This is a genomic window from Stenotrophomonas sp. YJH_SMC_94-11 (genome assembly GCF_059370435.1).
On record NZ_JCAFTR010000001.1, the window covers coordinates 557,283 to 576,240 of the forward strand.

Annotated in this window: 17 protein-coding genes; 11 read left to right on the plus strand and 6 right to left on the minus strand. The window is 66.7% G+C overall.

The genetic code is table 11. The annotated features are described in order from the left end of the window. Positions 1 to 9 precede the first annotated feature (9 nt). Positions 10 to 3,132, plus strand: coding sequence for a multidrug efflux RND transporter permease subunit SmeE (gene smeE / locus AC5P74_RS02560; protein WP_005419426.1), 3,123 nt, complete (start codon positions 10 to 12; stop codon positions 3,130 to 3,132). Between the two features lie 97 nt (positions 3,133 to 3,229). After that, on the plus strand, positions 3,230 to 4,615 hold the full coding sequence (gene smeF, locus AC5P74_RS02565) for a multidrug efflux RND transporter outer membrane subunit SmeF (protein WP_053497542.1): 1,386 nt from the start codon (positions 3,230 to 3,232) through the stop codon (positions 4,613 to 4,615). Between the two features lie 108 nt (positions 4,616 to 4,723). On the opposite strand, the gene AC5P74_RS02570 is transcribed toward smeF, so the two are convergent. The 5 genes from AC5P74_RS02570 to AC5P74_RS02590 all read right to left on the minus strand — a co-directional run bounded on the left by AC5P74_RS02570 (position 4,724) and on the right by AC5P74_RS02590 (position 7,082). Next, complete coding sequence (locus tag AC5P74_RS02570) at positions 4,724 to 5,176, minus strand: REP-associated tyrosine transposase (protein WP_080375061.1); 453 nt, start codon at positions 5,174 to 5,176, stop codon at positions 4,724 to 4,726. A gap of 107 nt (positions 5,177 to 5,283) precedes the next feature. Then, complete coding sequence (locus AC5P74_RS02575) at positions 5,284 to 5,706, minus strand: low affinity iron permease family protein (RefSeq protein ID WP_053497539.1); 423 nt, start codon at positions 5,704 to 5,706, stop codon at positions 5,284 to 5,286. Between the two features lie 62 nt (positions 5,707 to 5,768). Then, complete coding sequence (locus tag AC5P74_RS02580; protein ID WP_053497537.1) at positions 5,769 to 6,095, minus strand: hypothetical protein; 327 nt, start codon at positions 6,093 to 6,095, stop codon at positions 5,769 to 5,771. Between the two features lie 75 nt (positions 6,096 to 6,170). Then, a complete protein-coding gene (locus AC5P74_RS02585) occupies positions 6,171 to 6,431 on the minus strand; it encodes a hypothetical protein (protein WP_053497535.1) in 261 nt (86 codons plus the stop codon). Positions 6,432 to 6,629: 198 nt separating this feature from the next. Then, a complete protein-coding gene (locus tag AC5P74_RS02590; protein WP_049399252.1) occupies positions 6,630 to 7,082 on the minus strand; it encodes a nucleoside deaminase in 453 nt (150 codons plus the stop codon). Positions 7,083 to 7,163: 81 nt separating this feature from the next. Between AC5P74_RS02590 and ubiE the strand changes: the two genes are divergently transcribed. The 4 genes from ubiE to AC5P74_RS02610 all read left to right on the plus strand — a co-directional run bounded on the left by ubiE (position 7,164) and on the right by AC5P74_RS02610 (position 11,553). Beyond that, a complete protein-coding gene (gene ubiE, locus AC5P74_RS02595) occupies positions 7,164 to 7,925 on the plus strand; it encodes a bifunctional demethylmenaquinone methyltransferase/2-methoxy-6-polyprenyl-1,4-benzoquinol methylase UbiE (protein ID WP_005419407.1) in 762 nt (253 codons plus the stop codon). Between the two features lie 222 nt (positions 7,926 to 8,147). After that, the gene (locus AC5P74_RS02600; RefSeq protein ID WP_005419406.1) at positions 8,148 to 10,076 is read left to right on the plus strand and encodes a M1 family metallopeptidase; all 1,929 of its coding nucleotides are present in this window, start codon (positions 8,148 to 8,150) and stop codon (positions 10,074 to 10,076) included. A gap of 125 nt (positions 10,077 to 10,201) precedes the next feature. Further along, entirely contained in the window at positions 10,202 to 10,933 is a 732-nt protein-coding gene (locus AC5P74_RS02605) for a hypothetical protein (protein ID WP_005419405.1), read from the plus strand. Then, the gene (locus tag AC5P74_RS02610) at positions 10,933 to 11,553 is read left to right on the plus strand and encodes an HAD family hydrolase (RefSeq protein ID WP_005419404.1); all 621 of its coding nucleotides are present in this window, start codon (positions 10,933 to 10,935) and stop codon (positions 11,551 to 11,553) included. Before AC5P74_RS02605 ends, AC5P74_RS02610 begins: the two co-directional genes overlap by 1 nt. 187 nt (positions 11,554 to 11,740) lie before the next feature. Here the strand turns inward: AC5P74_RS02610 and AC5P74_RS02615 are convergent, their stop codons facing one another. After that, positions 11,741 to 12,679 carry a carbohydrate kinase family protein gene (locus tag AC5P74_RS02615; RefSeq protein WP_005419403.1) on the minus strand — a complete coding sequence of 313 codons (939 nt, stop codon included), beginning with the start codon at positions 12,677 to 12,679 and terminating at the stop codon, positions 11,741 to 11,743. A 283-nt stretch (positions 12,680 to 12,962) separates the two neighbouring features. On the opposite strand from AC5P74_RS02615, the gene AC5P74_RS02620 reads away from it, so the two are divergent. From AC5P74_RS02620 to rodA, 5 genes are all read left to right on the plus strand, one after another. Further along, positions 12,963 to 14,009, plus strand: a complete 1,047-nt coding sequence (locus AC5P74_RS02620; RefSeq protein WP_005419402.1) for a rod shape-determining protein — start codon at positions 12,963 to 12,965, stop codon at positions 14,007 to 14,009. 121 nt (positions 14,010 to 14,130) lie between these two features. After that, positions 14,131 to 15,276, plus strand: coding sequence for a rod shape-determining protein MreC (gene mreC, locus AC5P74_RS02625; RefSeq protein ID WP_053501141.1), 1,146 nt, complete (start codon positions 14,131 to 14,133; stop codon positions 15,274 to 15,276). After that, positions 15,273 to 15,758 carry a rod shape-determining protein MreD gene (gene mreD, locus AC5P74_RS02630; RefSeq protein WP_005419400.1) on the plus strand — a complete coding sequence of 162 codons (486 nt, stop codon included), beginning with the start codon at positions 15,273 to 15,275 and terminating at the stop codon, positions 15,756 to 15,758. The genes mreC and mreD overlap by 4 nt, the downstream gene beginning before the upstream one ends. A 3-nt stretch (positions 15,759 to 15,761) precedes the next feature. Beyond that, positions 15,762 to 17,840: a penicillin-binding protein 2 gene (gene mrdA / locus AC5P74_RS02635; RefSeq protein WP_053501144.1), complete on the plus strand. Its 2,079-nt coding sequence runs from the start codon at positions 15,762 to 15,764 to the stop codon at positions 17,838 to 17,840. Next, positions 17,837 to 18,949 (plus strand): rod shape-determining protein RodA, encoded by a 1,113-nt coding sequence (gene rodA / locus AC5P74_RS02640; RefSeq protein WP_005419392.1) that lies wholly within the window; start codon positions 17,837 to 17,839, stop codon positions 18,947 to 18,949. The genes mrdA and rodA overlap by 4 nt, the downstream gene beginning before the upstream one ends. Positions 18,950 to 18,958 lie beyond the last annotated feature (9 nt).

Below are 18,958 nucleotides of genomic sequence, written 5' to 3' on the forward strand. Positions count from 1 at the left end.
GAGAACCCCATGGCACGCTTTTTCATCGATCGACCCATCTTCGCGTGGGTGATCGCCATCATCATCATGCTCGCCGGCGGCCTGGCCCTGTTCAAGCTGCCGGTCTCGATGTACCCCAACGTCGCACCGCCGGCGGTGGAAATCAGCGCCACTTACCCGGGTGCATCGGCCAAGGTGGTCGAAGACTCGGTGACGCAGATCATCGAGCAGAACATGAAGGGCCTTGATGGCCTGATCTACTTCTCCTCCAACAGCTCGTCCAACGGCCAGGCCACCATCACCCTGACCTTCGAGAGCGGCACCAACCCGGACATCGCCCAGGTGCAGGTGCAGAACAAGCTGCAGCTGGCCATGCCGCTGCTGCCGCAGGAAGTGCAGCGGCAGGGCATCAACGTGGCCAAGTCCAGCTCGGGCTTCCTGAACGTCATCGCGTTCGTGTCCGAGAACGGCAGCATGGACGCCAACGACATCGCCGACTACGTCGGTTCCAATGTCGTCGACCGCCTCAGCCGCGTGCCGGGCGTGGGCAACATCCAGGTATTCGGTGGCAAGTACGCCATGCGCATCTGGCTGGACCCGAACAAGCTGCATACCTATGGCCTGTCCGTCGCGGAAGTGACTGCGGCGATCAAGGCGCAGAATGCCCAGGTGGCGATCGGCCAGCTCGGCGGTGCGCCGTCGGTGAAGGGCCAGCAGCTCAACGCCACCATCAACGCGCAGTCGCGCCTGCAGACCCCGGAACAGTTCCGCAACATCATCGTGCGCGGCGCGCAGGACGGTGCCGAGCTGCGCCTGGGTGATGTCGCCCGCGTCGAACTGGGTGCCGAGTCCTACGACTTCGTCACCCGCTACAACGGCCAGCCGGCCAGCGGCCTGGCGGTCACCCTGGCCACCGGCGCCAATGCGCTGGATACCGCTGCCGGCGTGGATGCTGCGCTGGACGACATGAAGAGCTTCTTCCCGGCCGGGCTGAAGGCCGAGATCCCGTACGACACCACGCCGTTCGTGCGCGTGTCGATCAAGGGCGTGGTGCAGACCCTGCTCGAAGCGATCGTGCTGGTGTTCGTGGTGATGTACCTGTTCCTGCAGAACTTCCGTGCCACCCTGATCCCGACCATCGCCGTGCCGGTGGTGCTGCTGGGTACCTTCGGCGTGCTGGCGATGCTGGGCTTCTCGGTGAACATGCTGACCATGTTCGCGATGGTACTGGCGATCGGCCTGCTGGTGGACGATGCCATCGTGGTGGTGGAGAACGTCGAGCGCATCATGTCCGAAGAAGGACTGTCGCCGCTTGAAGCGACCCGCAAGTCGATGGGCCAGATCACCGGTGCGCTGGTGGGTATCGGCCTGGTGCTGTCGGCGGTGTTCGTGCCGATGGCCTTCATGAGCGGATCCACCGGCGTGATCTACCGGCAGTTCTCGGCCACGATTGTCTCTGCAATGGCGTTGTCGGTACTGGTGGCGATCGTGCTGACCCCGGCACTGTGCGCGACCATGCTCAAGCCGCTGAAGAAGGGCGAGCATCATGTTGCCCACCGCGGCCTGGCCGGTCGCTTCTTCAACGGTTTCAACCGTGGCTTCGACCGCACCAGCGAAAGTTACCAGCGTGGTGTGCGCGGCATCATCCATCGTCCGTGGCGCTTCATGGGCATCGTGGCGGCACTGTTCGTGCTGATGGGCGTGCTGTTCGTGCGCCTGCCCAGCTCGTTCCTGCCCAACGAAGACCAGGGCGTGCTGATGGCGCTGGTGCAGGCCCCGGTCGGCGCCACCCAGGAGCGCACGCTGGAATCGATCGCGGCATTGGAGAACCACTTCCTGCAGAACGAAAAGGATGCGGTGGATTCGGTGTTCTCCGTGCAGGGCTTCAGCTTCGCCGGCATGGGCCAGAACGCCGGCATGGCGTTCGTCAAGCTGAAGGACTGGAGCGAGCGTGACGCCAACAATGGCGTGATGCCGATCACCGGTCGTGCGATGGCAGCCCTGGGACAGATCAAGGATGCTTTCATCTTCGCCTTCCCGCCGCCGGCCATTCCGGAACTGGGTACCGCCTCGGGCTACACCTTCTTCCTCAAGGACAACAGTGGCCAGGGCCACGAGGCACTGGTGGCCGCGCGCAACCAGCTGCTCGGCCTGGCAGCCGGCAGCAAGAAGCTGGCCAACGTGCGCCCGAACGGCCAGGAAGACACGCCGCAGTTCCGCATCGACATCGACGCGGCCAAGGCGACCTCGCTGGGGCTGTCGATCGACCAGATCAACGGCACGCTGGCCGCTGCCTGGGGCAGCTCGTACATCGACGATTTCGTCGATCGTGGCCGCGTCAAGCGCGTGTTCGTGCAGGCCGACCAGCCGTTCCGCATGGTCCCGGAGGACTTCGACCTCTGGTCCGTGAAGAACGACAAGGGCGAGATGGTGCCGTTCAGCGCGTTCGCCACCAAGCACTGGGATTACGGTTCGCCGCGCCTGGAGCGCTACAACGGTGTGTCGGCGATGGAAATCCAGGGCGAACCGGCCCCGGGTGTTGCCTCCGGCGATGCCATGGCCGAGATCGAGCAACTGGCCAAGCAGCTGCCGGCGGGCTTTGGCATCGAGTGGACGGCGATGTCCTACCAGGAACGCCAGGCGGGCTCGCAGACGCCGTTGCTGTACACGCTGTCGCTGATGATCGTGTTCCTGTGCCTGGCCGCGATGTACGAAAGCTGGAGCGTGCCGACGGCGGTGTTGCTGGCGGCCCCGCTGGGTATCCTCGGCGCAGTGCTGGCCAATACCTTCAAGGGCCTGGAGCGCGACATCTATTTCCAGGTGGCGATGCTGACCACGGTAGGCCTGACCAGCAAGAACGCGATCCTGATCGTCGAGTTCGCCAAGGAAAACCTGGAGAAGGGCGCAGGCCTGATCGAGGCGATCATGCATGCCGTGCGCGACCGCCTGCGCCCGATCGTGATGACCTCGCTGGCGTTCGGCATGGGCGTGGTGCCGCTGGCGATCTCCACCGGTGCCGGTTCCGGCGCCAAGCAGGCGATCGGCACCGGCGTGCTCGGCGGCATGATCGTCGGCACCGTGCTCGGCGTGTTCTTCGTACCGCTGTTCTTCGTAGTGGTGCAGCGCGTGTTCAAGCGCAAATCCGCCGAGTGATGAAATCCGGCAGCGCCGGGCCATGCCCGCCGGATGCCTCACCGCGTAGCCGCCGGGCATGGCCCGGCGCTACCACCGTGACCCCCAAGGTGTCGCCATGAAATTCTCTTCTCTTGCTGTATCCCTGGCCGCCGCGCTCGCGCTGGCCGGCTGTTCCACTCTGGTGCCGAAGAACACCGCCGTCGCTCCGGCAATTCCGGCGCAGTGGCCGGCCGAGGCTGTACAGGGCCAGGTGGCCGATGTCGCCGCCGTCGGCTGGCGCGACTTCTTCACCGATGCGCGCCTGCAGCAGGTGATCGAGCAGTCGCTGCAGAACAACCGCGACCTGCGCGTGGCTGTGCTCAACGTTGAACGCGCGCGCGGCCAGTACCGCGTGCAGCGCGCCGACCGCGTGCCCGGCGTGGCCGTCACCGGCCAGATGCAGCGCCAAGGCACCGACGCTGGCGTCACCGAGCAGTTCACCGCCGGTGTCGGCGTGGCCGAGTTCGAGCTGGACCTGTTCGGCCGCGTGCGCAACCTGAGCGAAGCGGCACTGCAGCAGTACTTTGCCGTAGCTGCCAATCGTCGCAACGCGCAGCTGAGCCTGGTGGCCGAGACAGCGACGGCGTGGCTGACCTACGGTGCCGATGCCCAGCAGCTGAAGATTGCCGAGGCCACGCTGAGGACCTACGAGGATTCGCTGCGCCTGGCCGAGGCCCGCCACGAGCGCGGTGGCAGCTCGGCGCTGGAGCTGACCCAGACCCGCACGCTGGTGGAAACCGCGCGTACCGACGCCGCGCGCCTGCGCGGCCAGCTGGCCCAGGACCGCAACGCGCTGGCCCTGCTGGCCGGTGGCCAGCTGGACCCGGCACTGCTGCCGGACAGCATCGAACCGCAGTTGCTGGCACTGGCGCCTCCGCCGGCCGGCCTGCCCAGCGATGTGCTGCTGCAGCGCCCGGACATCATGGCCGCCGAACACCAGCTGCTGGCCGCCAATGCCAACATCGGCGCGGCACGTGCTGCGTTCTTCCCGAGCATCTCGCTGACCGGCAGCATTGGCAGTGGCTCCAGCGAATTGTCCAGCCTGTTCGACAGCGGCACTCGCGTATGGAGTTTCCTGCCGAAGATCACCCTGCCGATCTTCCAGGGCGGCAAGCTGCGCGCCAACCTGGCCGTCGCCAACGCTGATCGTGATATCGCACTGGCGCAGTACGAGAAGTCGATCCAGGTGGGCTTCCGCGAAACCGCCGATGCGCTGGCATTGAATGTCAGCCTGGATGAACAGGTCAGTTCACAGCAGCGCCTGGTGGAAGCGGCCGAACAGGCCAACCGCCTGTCGCAGGCACGTTACGATGCCGGCCTGGACAGCTTCGTGACCCTGCTGGACGCACGACGTACTGCCTACAACGCGCAGCAGACCCAGTTGCAGGCGCAGCTGGCCCAGCAGGCCAACCGCATCACCCTGTACAAGGTGCTGGGCGGCGGCTGGCACGAGCGCAGCTGAGCAGCAATTCGATACCGGTAGCGCCGGGCCGCGCCCGGCGGCTTTTCGTTCCTGCATGCCTGACGTCTGGGCGGACCGCACTTCGTGCTCGCCGGGCATGGTCGGGCGCTACCGCATGGGCCAACGGGACCATGCAAACGGATATTCATCGAGATGCAGGGTCAACCCTGCTCGGATGGGGTTGCCCAGGATGTACAACGCATGGCGCCTCAAGGCTTCCTCGCTGCGTACCGCGTGATCGAAATAGCTGGGCTGCCACAAAGGCGTCTGTATGCCGGACTGCTGCCCCAGCAACCGGCTGCTGCGGGATTTCACCGTTCCCATCATGCGCGCCAGTGATCCGTCGCGCAGCTGCATCAGCCAATGCAGATGGTCAGGCATGACGACCCAAGCAAAGGACCGACTGAGGCCCATGCGTTCAACATACCTCAATGCATCCACAAGACACGTTGCACAACGTGGATCTTCAAAGACCGGGCGCCGGTGGCGTACGACCGTGGTGAGGACGTAGTAGCCCCCGATACGGGAGTGGCGGCCACGTTCCAGGTGACGGCTGGACATGGCGCCAGTCTGCACTGATGGGATGTCCGCCGTTATCAGCCGACGGCGATGGCCCATGTGGGATTCTTCCGGGTACCGCGCTCGCCGGGCATGGCCCGGCGCTACCGTCAGATCGCTTCATCGTCGCGCCGCGCCGCATGGCAGGCGCGGACGCGCGCCAGCGCATCGCCTGCTTCGCGGGCCATCTGCTCGTACTCGGCACGGATCTCTTCCAGGCGCGCTTCGTCCAGTTCTTCCAGATCCAGCAGTTCGTTGTTGGCTTCGGCCGTCGCCCGGATCAGCTCGTCCAGCTTGATCTGCATCGCGGCAGTGTCGGCGTTCTGCGTGTGCTGGATCAGGAACACCATCAGGAAGGTGATGATGGTGGTGCCGGTATTGATCACCAGCTGCCAGGTGTCGTTGAAACCGAACACCGGGCCGGTGATGCCCCAGATCACCACAATCGCCACCGCAGCCAGGAAGGTCCACGGTGAGCCGGTGGCTGTCGCGGCCTTCTTGGCGATCGTATTGAACAGGTTGCGTGCTTTCATCTTCGTCTTCCCACTCAGGTGACGAGGATGATCGGCAGGCGCTCGTGCAGGCGCTGTGCAGCTCAGGCGCGCAGGCGCGGTGCGTCCTGCAGCCGGACCGGGCTGGTCTGGTAGACGTGCTGCCAGCAGCGGTCGACGAATTCGCGGGCCTGGGCTTCGCTCAGCCGCGGCATGATCTGCAGTGCGTACTGGGTCTGGAACATCTCGTCGCGCTGTGCATTGCTGGCGCGTGGCTGGGTGATCAGCGAATCGCAGGCGAACTTGATCCACGGCACGTACGAGCCGAACGAGTTGTGCGGCAGTGCGCCTTCGGCATGCTGGCGGCGCCAGTGGTCAAGCTCGGCGTCTACGTTGATGACCGGAGGAATGGTGGGGACTTCAGCGTGCATGACAATCCAGTTCGGTTGAGTGGAAAGGGAGTGGGGGTTCATCGGAGTGTGGCGTATGTGGCGGTGCATGCCGCGTCAGCGGGATGTGGAGCCGGCGTGGCGATTGCCGATCAATTGCGCATGCTCGACCGCACCGAGGTCTTCGGCCATGTCGGCCATCGCATTGCACAGGCGCTCCTGGTCGAGCGGATGGTCGCGCACCAGTTCCAGCTGCAGGCCCTGGTAGGCGGTCCAGAACCTGGCGCCGCGCTGGTGCAGCGCGTACTGCTGCTGCAGGCGCTCGCGGATGGCATCGAGGATCGGGTCGGGCGGGGGACGTACGGCGTGCGCGCACATGGCTGGCTCCGCCGGGGAAAGGGACCCCGGTAACCCCACCCTAGGCGCCTCGGCCGGGTGGGGTGTTACCGCAGTGTATGCACGCAGCGCAGCTGACTGTGCACGGGTTCACGGCATCGGCCGCAAACGCTGCGGGCACTAGAACGTGCCCGCGCTGAAGCGTTCATTAAACGGGTTCAACGACACGTTGCACGGTGCTCATTCGCCGATGTCTTCGTTCCAGATCTCCGGATGCTGCGCAATGAAGCCACCCAGCAGGTCAACGCATTCCTGGTTGTCGAGGTCGATCACGTTGACACCGTTCTCGCGCAGCCAGTCGATGCCGCCCTGGAACGTGCGCGATTCGCCCACCACCACGGTGCCGATGTTGAACTGGCGCACCAGGCCCGAGCAGTACCAGCACGGCGCCAGGGTGGTGACCATGATGGTGTCCTGGTAGCGGCGCTGGCGGCCGGCCTTGCGGAAGGCGTCGGTTTCGCCGTGCACCGATGGGTCGCCTTCCTGCACGCGGCGGTTGTGGCCGCAGCCGAGCAGGCGGCCGTCGTTGTGGTACAGCGCCGCGCCGATCGGCACGCCGCCCTCGGCCAGGCCCTGGCGGGCTTCGGCGATGGCGGTCTGCAGCAGGGCCTGGTAGTCGGGCGTGGTGATCATGCGGGGGCTCCGGTCAGTCGTGGCCCGCCATGATACGGGCAGGGGGTGCCGCTGGCCCCCGGCGGTGCGATAATCGGGGCCATGAGCGAATCCCCCTACAAAGCCGGTACCACCCATTTCGGGTTCCGCGACGTCGCCGCCAAGGACAAGCAGAAGCTGGTCGGCCAGGTGTTCACCTCGGTCGCGCGCAACTACGACCTGATGAACGACCTGATGAGCCTGGGCGTGCACCGGGCGTGGAAGCGCTACTACGTGGCGACCGCGCAGGTGAAGCCGGGCGACCGCGTGCTCGATCTGGCCGGCGGCACCGGCGACATCGCCGCCCTGCTGAAGGAACGCGTCGGCGCCGAGGGCTCGGTGGTGCTGGGCGACATCAACGCCGGCATGCTGTCGGTCGGCCGCGACCGCCTGACCAACCGCGGCCTGGTGCTTGGCCTGGACTACGTGCAGTGCAACGCCGAAGCCCTGCCGTTCCCGGACAACAGCTTCGACCTGGTCACCATTGCCTTCGGCCTGCGCAACGTGACCGACAAGGACGCCGGCCTTCGCGAGATGTACCGCGTGCTGAAGGTGGGCGGCCAGGCCCGCGTGCTGGAGTTCTCCGAAGTCACTGCCGACTGGTTCAAGCCGATCTACGACTTCCACTCGTTCAAGATCCTGCCCAGGCTGGGCAAGTTGTTCGCCAACGATTCGGACAGCTACCAGTACCTGGCCGAGAGCATCCGCAAGCATCCGCCGCAGGACGAACTGAAGGCGATGATGGGGCAGGCCGGCTTCGAGCGCTGCCACTACAAGAACCTGACCGGCGGCATCGTCTCGATCCACTCCGGCTACAAGCTGTAGAGCCCTGCTCTGGTGGGTGCCAACCTTGGTTGGTACTCGCCGGCCGCGAGCGATGAAAGATCCGTGCCAACCAAGGTTGGCACCTACCTGTGGATGCCAACCTTGGTTGGCATGCGCCGGAGGCGCAGGATCGGCCCGGCCTGCATTACCCCGCACCGCGCAACGCCTGCCGGGCCCGAGGGAGGTACCATTGGGGTTTGATCCCCGTAACGGTCCCGATTCATGCGTAATCCGCTGATGCTCCTTCCGCTGGCCGTGGCCCTGGCCGCCGGCTGCTCCCAGGAGGCGGCCGCGCCCGCCGCCGCCCCGACTGCCGCAAAGGCCCCTGCCGCCCCCGTGAACGCCGAGAACCGCAGCCACGACGAGAGCTCGTACGCCGAGCCGGACAAGGTCGTCATCAAGGACATCGCGCTGGATCTGAAGCTGGACTTCGACCAGAAGCAGATCGGCGGTACCGCCACCTACACCCTGGAATGGAAACAGAAGGACGCCAAGCAGCTGGTGCTCGACACCCGCGAGCTGACCGTGTCCAAGGTCGAGGCCGTTGCCGCCGACGGCGCGCGCAGCCCGCTGAAGTTCGAACTGGCCCCGGCCGACAAGGTGTTCGGCAGCAAGCTGACCATCGAGGCTGCGGAGCAGCCGGCCAAGGTGGAAGTGACCTACCACACCGCACCGACCGCCTCGGGCCTGCAGTGGCTGGCGCCGTCGATGACCGAGGGCAAGAAGCTGCCCTTCATGTTCAGCCAGTCGCAGGCCATCCATGCCCGTTCCTGGGTGCCGCTGCAGGATACCCCGAGCGTGCGCTTCACCTACAGCGCGCACGTGGTCTCGCGCCCGGACGTGATGGTGCTGATGAGCGCCGACAATGATCCGAAGGCCGCGCGTGATGGTGACTACACCTTCAAGATGCCGCAGCCGATTCCGTCCTACCTGCTGGCCATCGCCGCCGGCGACCTGGTGTTCGAGCCGATCTCCGGCCGCTCCGGCGTCTGGGCCGAGCCGACCATGGTCAACAAGGCCGCCAAGGAATTCGAAGACACCGAGAAGATGATCGGTGCCGCCGAGAAGCTGTACGGCGAATACCGCTGGGGCCGCTACGACATGCTGGTGCTGCCGCCCTCGTTCCCGTTCGGTGGAATGGAGAACCCGCGCCTGACCTTCGCCACCCCGACCGTGATCGTCGGCGACAAGTCGCTGGTCTCGCTGGTCGCCCACGAACTGGCGCACAGCTGGTCGGGCAACCTGGTGACCAACGCCAGCTGGAAGGACATCTGGCTCAATGAAGGCTTCACCACCTACGTCCAGGGCCGCATCACCGAAGCTCTGTACGGCAAGGAAATGGCCGAGATGGAGAAGCAGATCGACCAGACCGACCTGCTGGCCGAAGTGAAGGACATGAGCCCGGCCGACCAGGCGCTGGCGCTGCCGCCGCTGAACGAGCGTGATCCCGACGAGGCCCTCAGCCAGGTGGCCTACGTCAAGGGTTCGTGGTTCCTGGAGTTCCTGGAACAGCGCTTCGGCCGCGAGACCTTCGATCCGTTCCTGCGTGGCTGGTTCGACGACCATGCTTTCCAGAGCGCGAACACCGACCAGTTCGTCGACTACATGAAGAAGAACCTGCTGCCGAAGAATCCGTCGGCAGTGACCGAGGCTGAACTGAAGGCATGGCTGGACGAGCCGGGTATCCCGGCGTTCGCGGCCAAGGCGCAGTCGCGCAACTTCAGCAGCGTCGATACCGCGCGCATCGCCTTCGCCAGCGCCGGCACCGTGCCGAGCAGCCAGGTCATCGCCGACTGGAGCACGCAGGAATGGGTGCGCTTCATCGATGGCCTGGGCGCGACCCAGCCGCTGGACAAGCTGGCCACGCTGGACAAGGCCTTCCACTTCACCGGCACCCCGAATGGCGAGATCGCCATGCGCTGGTACCCGCTGGCGATCCGCAGCGGCTACGAGCAGGCCAATGAAGGCGCGGCGGCATTCATCGAGCGCGTCGGCCGTCGCAAGCTGATCCTGCCGATCTACGCCGAACTGGTGAAGACCCCGAAGGGGCTGGAGCTGGCCAAGCAGGCCTTCGAAAAGGCCAAGCCGGGCTACCACCCGATCACCACCGCCTCGGTGCAGGACATGCTGGCCAAGGCTGAAGCCAAGTAAGCAGAAGCGCCGGGCATCCCCCGGCGCATTTTTTTGTAGAGTCGAGCCATGCTCGACTGGCTTTTCAACAGCAGTCGAGCATGGCTCGACTCTACAGAAAAGCGAAAACACCAAGGACCTCCGCCATGAAACGACTGATCCTGCTCACCGCCTGCACCCTGGCGCTGGCCGCCTGCAGCAACCCCGAGGAAGAACGCAAGGCGCAGGAAGCCGCCGCAGCCGCCGTGCAGGCGCAGAAGGAGGCCAAGGCCGAAGACGTGGCCAAGCAGTACGACATGGCCGTGGCCGCGCAGGACTGGGAGCGCGCGCGCCTGCACGGCGCCTCGCTGCTGGACCAGTACAAGGACACCGCCGCCGCCGAGCGCATCGCCGCGGGCTTCGACGAGGTCAAGGCCAAGGGCGATGCCGCGCGCGACCTGCGGCGCATGCAGGCGCTGTGGCAGTACAACCAGATCCCGGTGGGCAGCAAGGGCAACCAGGTTTCGGCGCAGATCTACAGCAAGGAACGGGTGGACGTGGATGGCAGCGGCGCCAAGCCGGTGCAGCTGGTGTTCCGCGATCATCCGGAGTGGAAGCGGCATGCCTACCTGGTGCTGCAGGCCGGCGATTTCCGTTGCCCGCAGTGCACGGTGAAAGTGACCGTGGACGACGGCAAACCGGTGTCGATGGCCGCGTGGCGCCCGAAGACCGATGAAGCCATCGCCCTTTTCATCACCGATCAGAAAGCACTGTGGAAACTGGCGCGCAAGGGCAAGTCGATCAGCATCGAGTTCCCGGTCAAGGCCGGTGGTACCCGCACCGCTGTGTTTGAAACCGGCGGCGTCGACGCCAGCCGCATGCCGCAGTGGTGGCAGTGATGGTCGCGACGGGCAGCGCAGTGCACGCGTTGTCCGCGATCCGGCACTGGGTGTTCGACATGGACGGCACGCTGACTGTGGCCGTGCATGATTTCGCCGCGATCCGCCGCGCACTGGAGATCGCCGCCGAGGAAGACATCCTCGACCATATCGCGGCGTTGCCAGATGCACCGGCGCAGGCCAAGCGTGAGTGGTTGCTGGATCACGAGCGCGCGCTGGCCGAGGACGCGCTGCCGGCGCCGGGTGCGGTGAAGCTGCTGCGCGCGCTGGCGGCGGCTGGCTGCCGGCTGGGCATCCTGACCCGCAATGATCATGCGCTGGCGAAGCTGACGCTGGAGGCGATCGGGGTCGGGGCGTTGTTCGACGATGCCGACATCATTGGTCGCGATGAAGCGGTGCCCAAGCCCTCGCCGGAGGGCCTGCAGCAGCATCTGCGGCGATGGGGCATCGGGCCTGCGCAGGCGGTGATGGTGGGTGACCACGCCTACGACCTGGAGTGCGGCCGTGCGGCCGGCACGCATACCGTGCTGGTCAACCTGCCAGAGAACCCGTGGCCGGGCCGCGCCGACTGGCATTTTGCCGATTGCCGCGCGCTGCTGGCCGCCTGGCAGGCCGCATGACCGTGTAGAGCCGAGCCCACGCTCGGCTGCTCTGCGGTCAGATCGTGCTGGCGCGCGCAAGCCGAGCATGGCTCGGCTCTACAGAGAGCAGGCCACGTGTCGGTCGGACGTTCCGGTAGTGCCGGCTGCTGGCCGGCAGTGTCGACCAAGGTCGACACCCACCGATCAGATGTGCGGGCAGTTCGGCTTACGCGCCCAGCGCGTAACCGAACTGCTGCTTGAACTGTTCGTTGAACTCATCGAAGGTGAAACGCTGGTTCTGCGTGCCCGGATGCTCGACCTTCAGTGCGCCCATCAGGTTGCCCATGCGGCCGATGGTCAGCCAGTCGTAGCCCTTCTGGATGCCGTAGATCAGGCCTGCGCGGAAGGCGTCGCCACAGCCGGTCGGGTCGACCACGCGGCGCTCGTGCGCCGGCGGGATGTCGTAGCTCTTTTCCGGAGTGTGGATGACCGCGCCCTTCGGGCCACGGGTGGTGATGTAGGCCTTGACCCGGCTGACGATCTCCTTCTCGTCCCAGCCGGTGCGCTCCTGCAGCAGGTTCGACTCGTAGTCGTTCACCACCACGTAGTCGGCCTGCTCGATGAAGGCGCGCAGTTCCGGGCCGTTGAACAGCGGCATGGCCTGGCCCGGGTCGAAGATGAACGGGATGCCGTCTTCGTGGAATTCCTGCGCGTTCTGGATCATGCCTTCGCGGCCGTCCGGGCCGACCAGGCCCAGGGTGACGCCCGGCACCCCACGCACGTGGTTCTCGTAGGAACGCATCATCGCGCCCGGGTGGAAGGCGGTGATCTGGTTGTTGTCGTGGTCGGTGGTGATGAATGCCTGCGGGGTGAACAGCTCATCGATCACGCGCACGCGCGACAGGTCGATGCCCAGGCCTTCGAAGTATTCGCGGTACGGGCCGAAGTCCGAGCCCACGGTGCCCATCGGGATCGGCTGGCCGCCCAGCAGGTGCAGGTTGTAGGCGATGTTGCCTGCGCAGCCGCCGAACTCGCGGCGCATGCGCGGCACCAGGAAGGACACGTTCAGGATGTGCACCTTGTCCGGCAGGATGTGATTCTTGAACTGGTCCGGGAACACCATGATGGTGTCGAAGGCAAGAGAACCACAGATCAGAGCGGACATCGATGTAAGCCTATGCGGTGAATTTTGGGGTGGGCCGGCCCGGTTCAGCGGGCAAGCAAACGGCGCCCTTGGGCGCCCGACGGCGCAAAGGTTACCCGCTGGTGCCGCTCAGGGCCAGAACCGGGTGAGACCCGATCAGGCCGAAAGCCTGTGAAGACGCGGGTTCAGCTAGTTTTTTCCTTGCTCGGCGGCAGGCGGGTTGCTAGGCTTGTCGGCCTCGATTTCTGCCCATTTTTTCGCCATCCCGCGGCGGGCACGACACCCCTCAGGACTCCTTCCTCAGATGTTCAAGAAACTCCGTGGCATGTTCTCCAACGACCTGTCCATCGACCTGGGCACGGCCAACACCCTCATCTACGTGCGCGGGCAGGGGATCGTGCTGAACGAGCCGTCGGTCGTGGCCGTGCGCCAGGACCGTGCCATCGGTGGCACCCGCTCGGTGGCAGCCGTCGGCGCCGAAGCCAAGCAGATGCTGGGCCGTACCCCGGGCCACATCACCACCATCCGCCCGATGAAGGACGGCGTCATCGCCGACTTCACCTATACCGAGGCGATGCTCAAGCACTTCATCAAGAAGGTGCACAAGTCGCGCGTGCTGCGCCCGAGCCCGCGCGTCCTGGTCTGCGTGCCGGCCGGCTCGACCCAGGTCGAGCGCCGCGCGATCAAGGAATCGGCCGAGGAAGCCGGTGCCCGTGACGTGTTCCTGATCGAAGAACCGATGGCCGCCGCGATCGGCGCCGGCATGCCGGTCACCGAAGCCCGTGGCTCGATGGTCATCGACATCGGCGGTGGCACCACCGAAGTGGCGGTCATCTCGCTCAACGGCATCGTCTATTCGGCCTCGGTCCGCATCGGCGGCGACCGCTTCGACGAGTCCATCACCAACTACGTGCGCCGCAACCACGGCATGCTGATCGGTGAAGCCACCGCCGAGCGCATCAAGGTCGAGCTGGGCTGCGCCTACCCGCAGGCGGAAGTGATCGAGATGGAAATCTCCGGCCGCAACCTCGCCGAGGGCGTGCCGAAGATGATCAAGATCAGCTCCAACGAAGTGCTCGAGGCCCTGCACGAACCGCTGTCGGGCATCGTCAGCGCGGTCAAGCTGGCGCTGGAGCAGACCCCGCCGGAACTGTGCGCCGACGTCGCCGAGCGCGGCATCGTGCTGACCGGTGGTGGCGCCCTGCTGCGCGACCTGGACCGCCTGATCTCCGAGGAAACCGGCCTGCACGTGCAGGTGGCCGACGACCCGCTGACCTGCGTGGCGCGCGGTGGCGGTCGTGCGCTGGAGCTGGTGGACATGCACGGCAACGAGTTCTTTGCGCCGGAATAAGCCGTCCCGGCCGTTCCTGCCCGCCGCGCCCTTCCGGGGTGCGGCCCGCCGTGATGGCGGGCCGGCACCGGCGGGGCGCCCGCGTGTTTCCCTTCCGCCTTCTGCCAGTTGAATCGTTGCCGTGCCGCCCTACGCCGGTCCTCCCGTCGCCTCCCGATCCGGTGATGCCGCCAGCCCCCTGCGGTTGCTGGCCTATCTCGCGTTGGCCATCACCCTGATCGTGCTCGATGACCAGGCTGGCTGGCTGGCACGCCTGCGCGAGCAGGCCAACAGCCTGGTACAGCCGGTGTGGGCACTGGCTGGCCTGCCCGGCAAGCTCGGCAACCAGGTCAAGGATTCCGCCGCCAGCCATACCCAGCTGGTCACCGAAAACCGTGAACTGCGCAACCAGCTGCTGCTGGCCAACGCGCGCCTGACTCGCCTGCAGACCGCCGCGCTGGACAACGCCCAGTTGCGCGAACTGCTGAACGTGGCCGAGCGCAGTGGCCTGGACGTGCAGCTGGCGCCGATCCTGGACATCGACCTGGACCCGGTGAAGCAGCGCCTGGTGCTCGACGCAGGCAGCCGCGAGGGCGTGCACGTCGGCCAGGCGGTGATCGACGCCGGCGGCTTGATGGGGCAGGTGATCAGCGTCACCGGTGGCACCTCCACCGTGCTGCTGCTGACCGATCCCGACCACGCGGTGCCGGTCACCGTGGCCCGCAACGGCGTGCGCCTGATCGTCTATGGCCGCGGCGACACGCTGGAACTGCGCGACATCCCGCTCAGCGCTGGCGTGGAAGTGGGCGATGAGATCGTCACCTCCGGCCTCGGCGGGCGCTTCCCGGCCGGTTTCCCGGTCGGCACCATCACCGGCCTGCGCCCGGACGACACCCACGCCTTCCTGGTCGGCGAACTGAAGCCGGCGGCCCAGCTCGACCGCGGCCGCGACGTGCTGCTGCTGCGCCCGGGCGCGGCGATCCGCATTCCGCCGGAGCTGCGCCTGCAGCTGGAAGAAACCGCCCCGGGGGGCCCGGCCACCGGCGCCAGCGTGTCTGCGGGAGCCGCGCCAGCGGCAACGACGCCAGCTCCGGTCAGCTCCCCGGTAGCGCCGGTCGCTGGCCGGCAACAGCCCTCGTCGCAGACGAGGACTGTTGCCCCCGCATCCTCCCTTACCCCCGCGCCTTCGGCGCCCCCCCCTCAACAAGAGGGGGGCTCTCCCCCAGCTGGATCCACGGTAGTGCCGGCCGCTGGCCGGCAACCGACCACGCCGGAGGCCCAGCGATGAGCCGCCTGCGCGACAACCCGTGGGTGCTGCCGGCCAGCCTGGTGGTGGCGCTGCTGCTGGGCCTGCTGCCGCTGCCGGCGCTGCTGCAGCCGCTGCGCCCGTACTGGCTGGCGCTGGTGCTGGCGTACTGGGTGATCGAAGCTCCTGAGCGCGTCGGCCTGGGCATCGCCTTTGCCAGCGGCGTGGTGGCCGACCTGCTGTACGGCGGCGTGCTGGGCGAACAGGCACTGCGGCTGGTAATGCTGGCCTTCATCCTGCAGCGCTTCCGTGCCCGCATCCGCTTCTTCCCGATGTCCCAGCAGATGCTGGCCATCGGCGGCCTGCTGTTCAACGATCGCATCGTCAGCGCGCTGGTCCACATCGTGGTGGATGAGCCGACCCTGCCCTGGTCGTACTGGTGGGCGCCTCTGCTGGGCATGGGCCTGTGGCCGCTGGTGTTCGTGCTGCTGGACGCGGTGCGCTTCGGCAAGCGCGGGCGCTGAGCCATGATCCCGCGCCGCCAGGTCAAGAACCCGCACGCCGAAGCCGAACAGTTCCGCCGCCGTGCGGCGCTGGGTTTCCTGGGCGTGCTGGTCTGCCTGCTGGGCCTGGGCGGCTGGTACTTCAAGCTGCAGGTGCTGGACCACGACGTCTACGCCACGCGCTCGGAAGCCAACCGCATCAAGCCGCGGCCGGTGGTGCCAGGGCGCGGCATGATCTACGACCGCAACGGTCGCCTGCTGGCCGAAAACGTGCCGGCCTTCCGCCTGGATGTGACTCCGGACAAGGTCAAGGACATGGATGCCACCCTGGAAGGGCTGGCGAAGATCATCAGCATCAGCCCGGAAGAGCTGGAAGCATTCAACAGGTCGCGCAAGGCGCGCCGCAAGTTCCTGCCGGTCACGCTGAAGCTGCGCATGAGCGACGAGGAGATGGCGCGCTTTGCCGTCGACCGCTGGCGTTTCCCGGGGGTCGAGCTGGAACCCTACCTGACCCGGCGCTATCCCTATGGCGATCTGTTCGCGCACATCATCGGCTACGTCGGCCGCGTTGATGACAAGGATCTGGAGATCCTCGGCGAAGGCAATGCCGCGCTGACCCACATCGGCAAGTCCGGCCTGGAACGCTATTACGAGCAGCAGCTGCGCGGCAAGGTCGGCTACGAGCAGGTCGAGACCAATGTGCAGGGTCGCGCGATCCGCACCATCGGCCGCGTCGCCGCGCAGTCCGGCGCCGACCTGCGGCTGTCGATCGACGCCGACCTGCAGCGCGCGATGGTGGCCGCGTTCGGCGACCAGGAGGGTTCGGCGGTGGCGATGGATCCGCGCACTGGCGAAGTGCTGGCGATGGTCAGCCTGCCGTCCTACGACCCCAACCTGTTCGTCAACGGCATTTCCCATGCCGACTTCAAGGCCTTGAACGAAAACCCGTCGCGGCCACAGTTCAACCGCCTGGTGCTCGGTGGCGTCGCTCCCGGTTCCACGCTGAAGCCGCTGATCGGCCTGGCGGGACTGGACTCCGGCGTGCGCCGCCCGGAAGACAAGGTGCTCTCCACCGGCATGTTCTACCTGCCGGGCACCTCGCGCGGCTGGGGTGACGCCCACCGTGGCGGCCACGGCTGGACTGATCTGCGCAAGTCCATCGCCGAGTCGGTCAACACCTATTACTACAAGCTGGCGCTGGACCTGGGCATCGAGCGCTTCGACCATTACATGGAGTACTACGGCTTCGGCCAGCCGACCGGCATCGACCTCACCGGCGAGATCGGCGGCATCCTGCCGTCGCCCGCCTACAAGCGGAAGAGCCGCAAGGAAGCCTGGTATCCCGGCGATACGGTCAACATCAGCATCGGCCAGGGTGACTGGAAGGTCACCCCGCTGCAGCTGGCGCGCGGCGTCAGCGGCCTGGCCGACGGCCAGCTGCGCACCCCGCACCTGGTGATCCAGCAGCGCGAAGGCTTCGACAGCGACTGGACGGCGATGCCGCCCGGCGAGAGCAAGCCGGTCAGCCCCAATCCCAACAACGTGCAGGCCGTGCGCGAGGGCATGATGGCAACCATGCGGCCCGGCGGCAGCGGCTGGCGCGTGGCCGTCGGTGCGCCGTACGTGATGGCCGGCAAGACCGGTACCGCGCAGGTCATCAGCCGCAAGGGTACCGCCGCCGTGAATCCGAAGAGCCTGCCGATGCATCTGCGTCACCGCGCACTGTTCGTCGGCTTTGCGCCGGCGGACAACCCGGTCATCGCAATTGCGGTGGCAGTGGAAGGTGGTGGCTATGGTGGTTCGGCCGCGGCGCCGATCGCACGCAAGGTGTTCGACGCTTACCTGTTGGGCAAGATGCCCGAAGGCATGCAGCCGCTGGACAGCGAGCGCGGCACCACCGCCATCGGCGCCACCGCGTTCGACAACGAGGACGCGGGCGCGCGCCAGGCCGGTGACCTCGCCGCTGCACAGGTGGGAGAGCACCCGGTGCTGATCGGTGCACCCACGCCGGAGCCCGCGCCTGCGCCTGCGCCGCAGCCGGGTGCGCAGGCCGCCGCGCTGCCAGCCACGCCGCGCCCGGCCCCTGCGGAGCCTGCACGATGAGAGTATTCCTGCGCTGGGCCGGCGACATGCTGCGCCGCTTTTTCAGCACGCTGGACTGGGTGCTGTGCCTGGCCCTGGGCGCGCTGATGGTGATTGGCCTGGCGACCCTGAAGAGCGCTGGTGGCGACAGCCTGGTGATGGCGCAGGGCGCGCGTTTCGCGGTGGGCATGGCCGCACTGTGGGGCATCTCGCGGGTGCCGATCCTGCGCATCCGCTCGGCCACGCCGATGATCTACGCGATCTCGATGATCCCGCTGCTGGCGGTGTTCGTGCTGGGCACCGGTAAATATGGCCGGCAGTGGCTGGACCTGAAATTCTTCTACCTGCAGCCGGCCGAGCTGCTGAAGGTGAGCCTGCCGATGATGGTGGCGTGGTACCTGCACAAGATGCCGCTGCCGCCGCGCTTCAATACCGTGCTCGTGGCCTTGATCATCATCGGCGTACCCACCGGCCTGGTGATGCTGCAGCCGGACTTCGGTACTGGCGTGCTGATCGCCGCCAGCGGCGTGTTCGTGCTGCTGCTGGCGGGCCTGCCGTGGTGGTGGGTTGGGCTGGGCGTGGGCGGCGTGGCTGCGGTCGCGCCGGTGGCGTGGTTCTGGTTGCTGCGGCCGTACCAGAAGGACCGCATCATGATGTTCCTGGACCCGGAGATGGACGCGCTTGGCGCCGGCTGGAACATCATCCAGTCGAAGATCGCCATCGGTTCCGGCGGCTTCGATGGCAAGGGCTGGGGCGAAGGCTCGCAGTCGCACCTGAACTTCATTCCCGAGCAGACCACCGACTTCGCGTTCTCGGTGCTGAGCGAGGAATTCGGCTGGATCGGCGTGGCCACCGTGCTGGCGCTGTACCTGGTGGTGATCGGGCGTTGCCTGTGGATCGCCAGCCAGTCACGCGATTCCTATTCGCGCCTGCTGGCGGGTGCCACCGGCCTGGCGTTCTTCGTCTACGTGCTGGTGAATGGCGGGATGATTTCCGGCCTGCTGCCGGTGGTAGGCGTGCCGATGCCGCTGATCAGCTACGGTGGTACTTCGGCGGTGTCGCTGCTGGCCGGTTTCGGCCTGGTAATGGCGGTGCGCAGCCACAACCCGGTGCACGGCGGCTACGGTTGAGTCCGGCGT

Coding starts and splice junctions, on each gene's coding strand:
- smeF (WP_053497542.1), top strand. CDS start 3,230: ATGAAATTCTCTTCTCTTGCTGTATCCCTGGCCGCCGCGCTCGCGCTG.
- AC5P74_RS02570 (WP_080375061.1), bottom strand. CDS start 5,176: ATGTCCAGCCGTCACCTGGAACGTGGCCGCCACTCCCGTATCGGGGGC.
- ubiE (WP_005419407.1), top strand. CDS start 7,164: ATGAGCGAATCCCCCTACAAAGCCGGTACCACCCATTTCGGGTTCCGC.
- AC5P74_RS02620 (WP_005419402.1), top strand. CDS start 12,963: ATGTTCAAGAAACTCCGTGGCATGTTCTCCAACGACCTGTCCATCGAC.
- AC5P74_RS02610 (WP_005419404.1), top strand. CDS start 10,933: ATGGTCGCGACGGGCAGCGCAGTGCACGCGTTGTCCGCGATCCGGCAC.
- AC5P74_RS02575 (WP_053497539.1), bottom strand. CDS start 5,706: ATGAAAGCACGCAACCTGTTCAATACGATCGCCAAGAAGGCCGCGACA.
- AC5P74_RS02600 (WP_005419406.1), top strand. CDS start 8,148: ATGCGTAATCCGCTGATGCTCCTTCCGCTGGCCGTGGCCCTGGCCGCC.
- rodA (WP_005419392.1), top strand. CDS start 17,837: ATGAGAGTATTCCTGCGCTGGGCCGGCGACATGCTGCGCCGCTTTTTC.
- smeE (WP_005419426.1), top strand. CDS start 10: ATGGCACGCTTTTTCATCGATCGACCCATCTTCGCGTGGGTGATCGCC.
- mreD (WP_005419400.1), top strand. CDS start 15,273: ATGAGCCGCCTGCGCGACAACCCGTGGGTGCTGCCGGCCAGCCTGGTG.
- mrdA (WP_053501144.1), top strand. CDS start 15,762: ATGATCCCGCGCCGCCAGGTCAAGAACCCGCACGCCGAAGCCGAACAG.
- AC5P74_RS02590 (WP_049399252.1), bottom strand. CDS start 7,082: ATGATCACCACGCCCGACTACCAGGCCCTGCTGCAGACCGCCATCGCC.
- AC5P74_RS02605 (WP_005419405.1), top strand. CDS start 10,202: ATGAAACGACTGATCCTGCTCACCGCCTGCACCCTGGCGCTGGCCGCC.
- AC5P74_RS02615 (WP_005419403.1), bottom strand. CDS start 12,679: ATGTCCGCTCTGATCTGTGGTTCTCTTGCCTTCGACACCATCATGGTG.
- AC5P74_RS02585 (WP_053497535.1), bottom strand. CDS start 6,431: ATGTGCGCGCACGCCGTACGTCCCCCGCCCGACCCGATCCTCGATGCC.
- AC5P74_RS02580 (WP_053497537.1), bottom strand. CDS start 6,095: ATGCACGCTGAAGTCCCCACCATTCCTCCGGTCATCAACGTAGACGCC.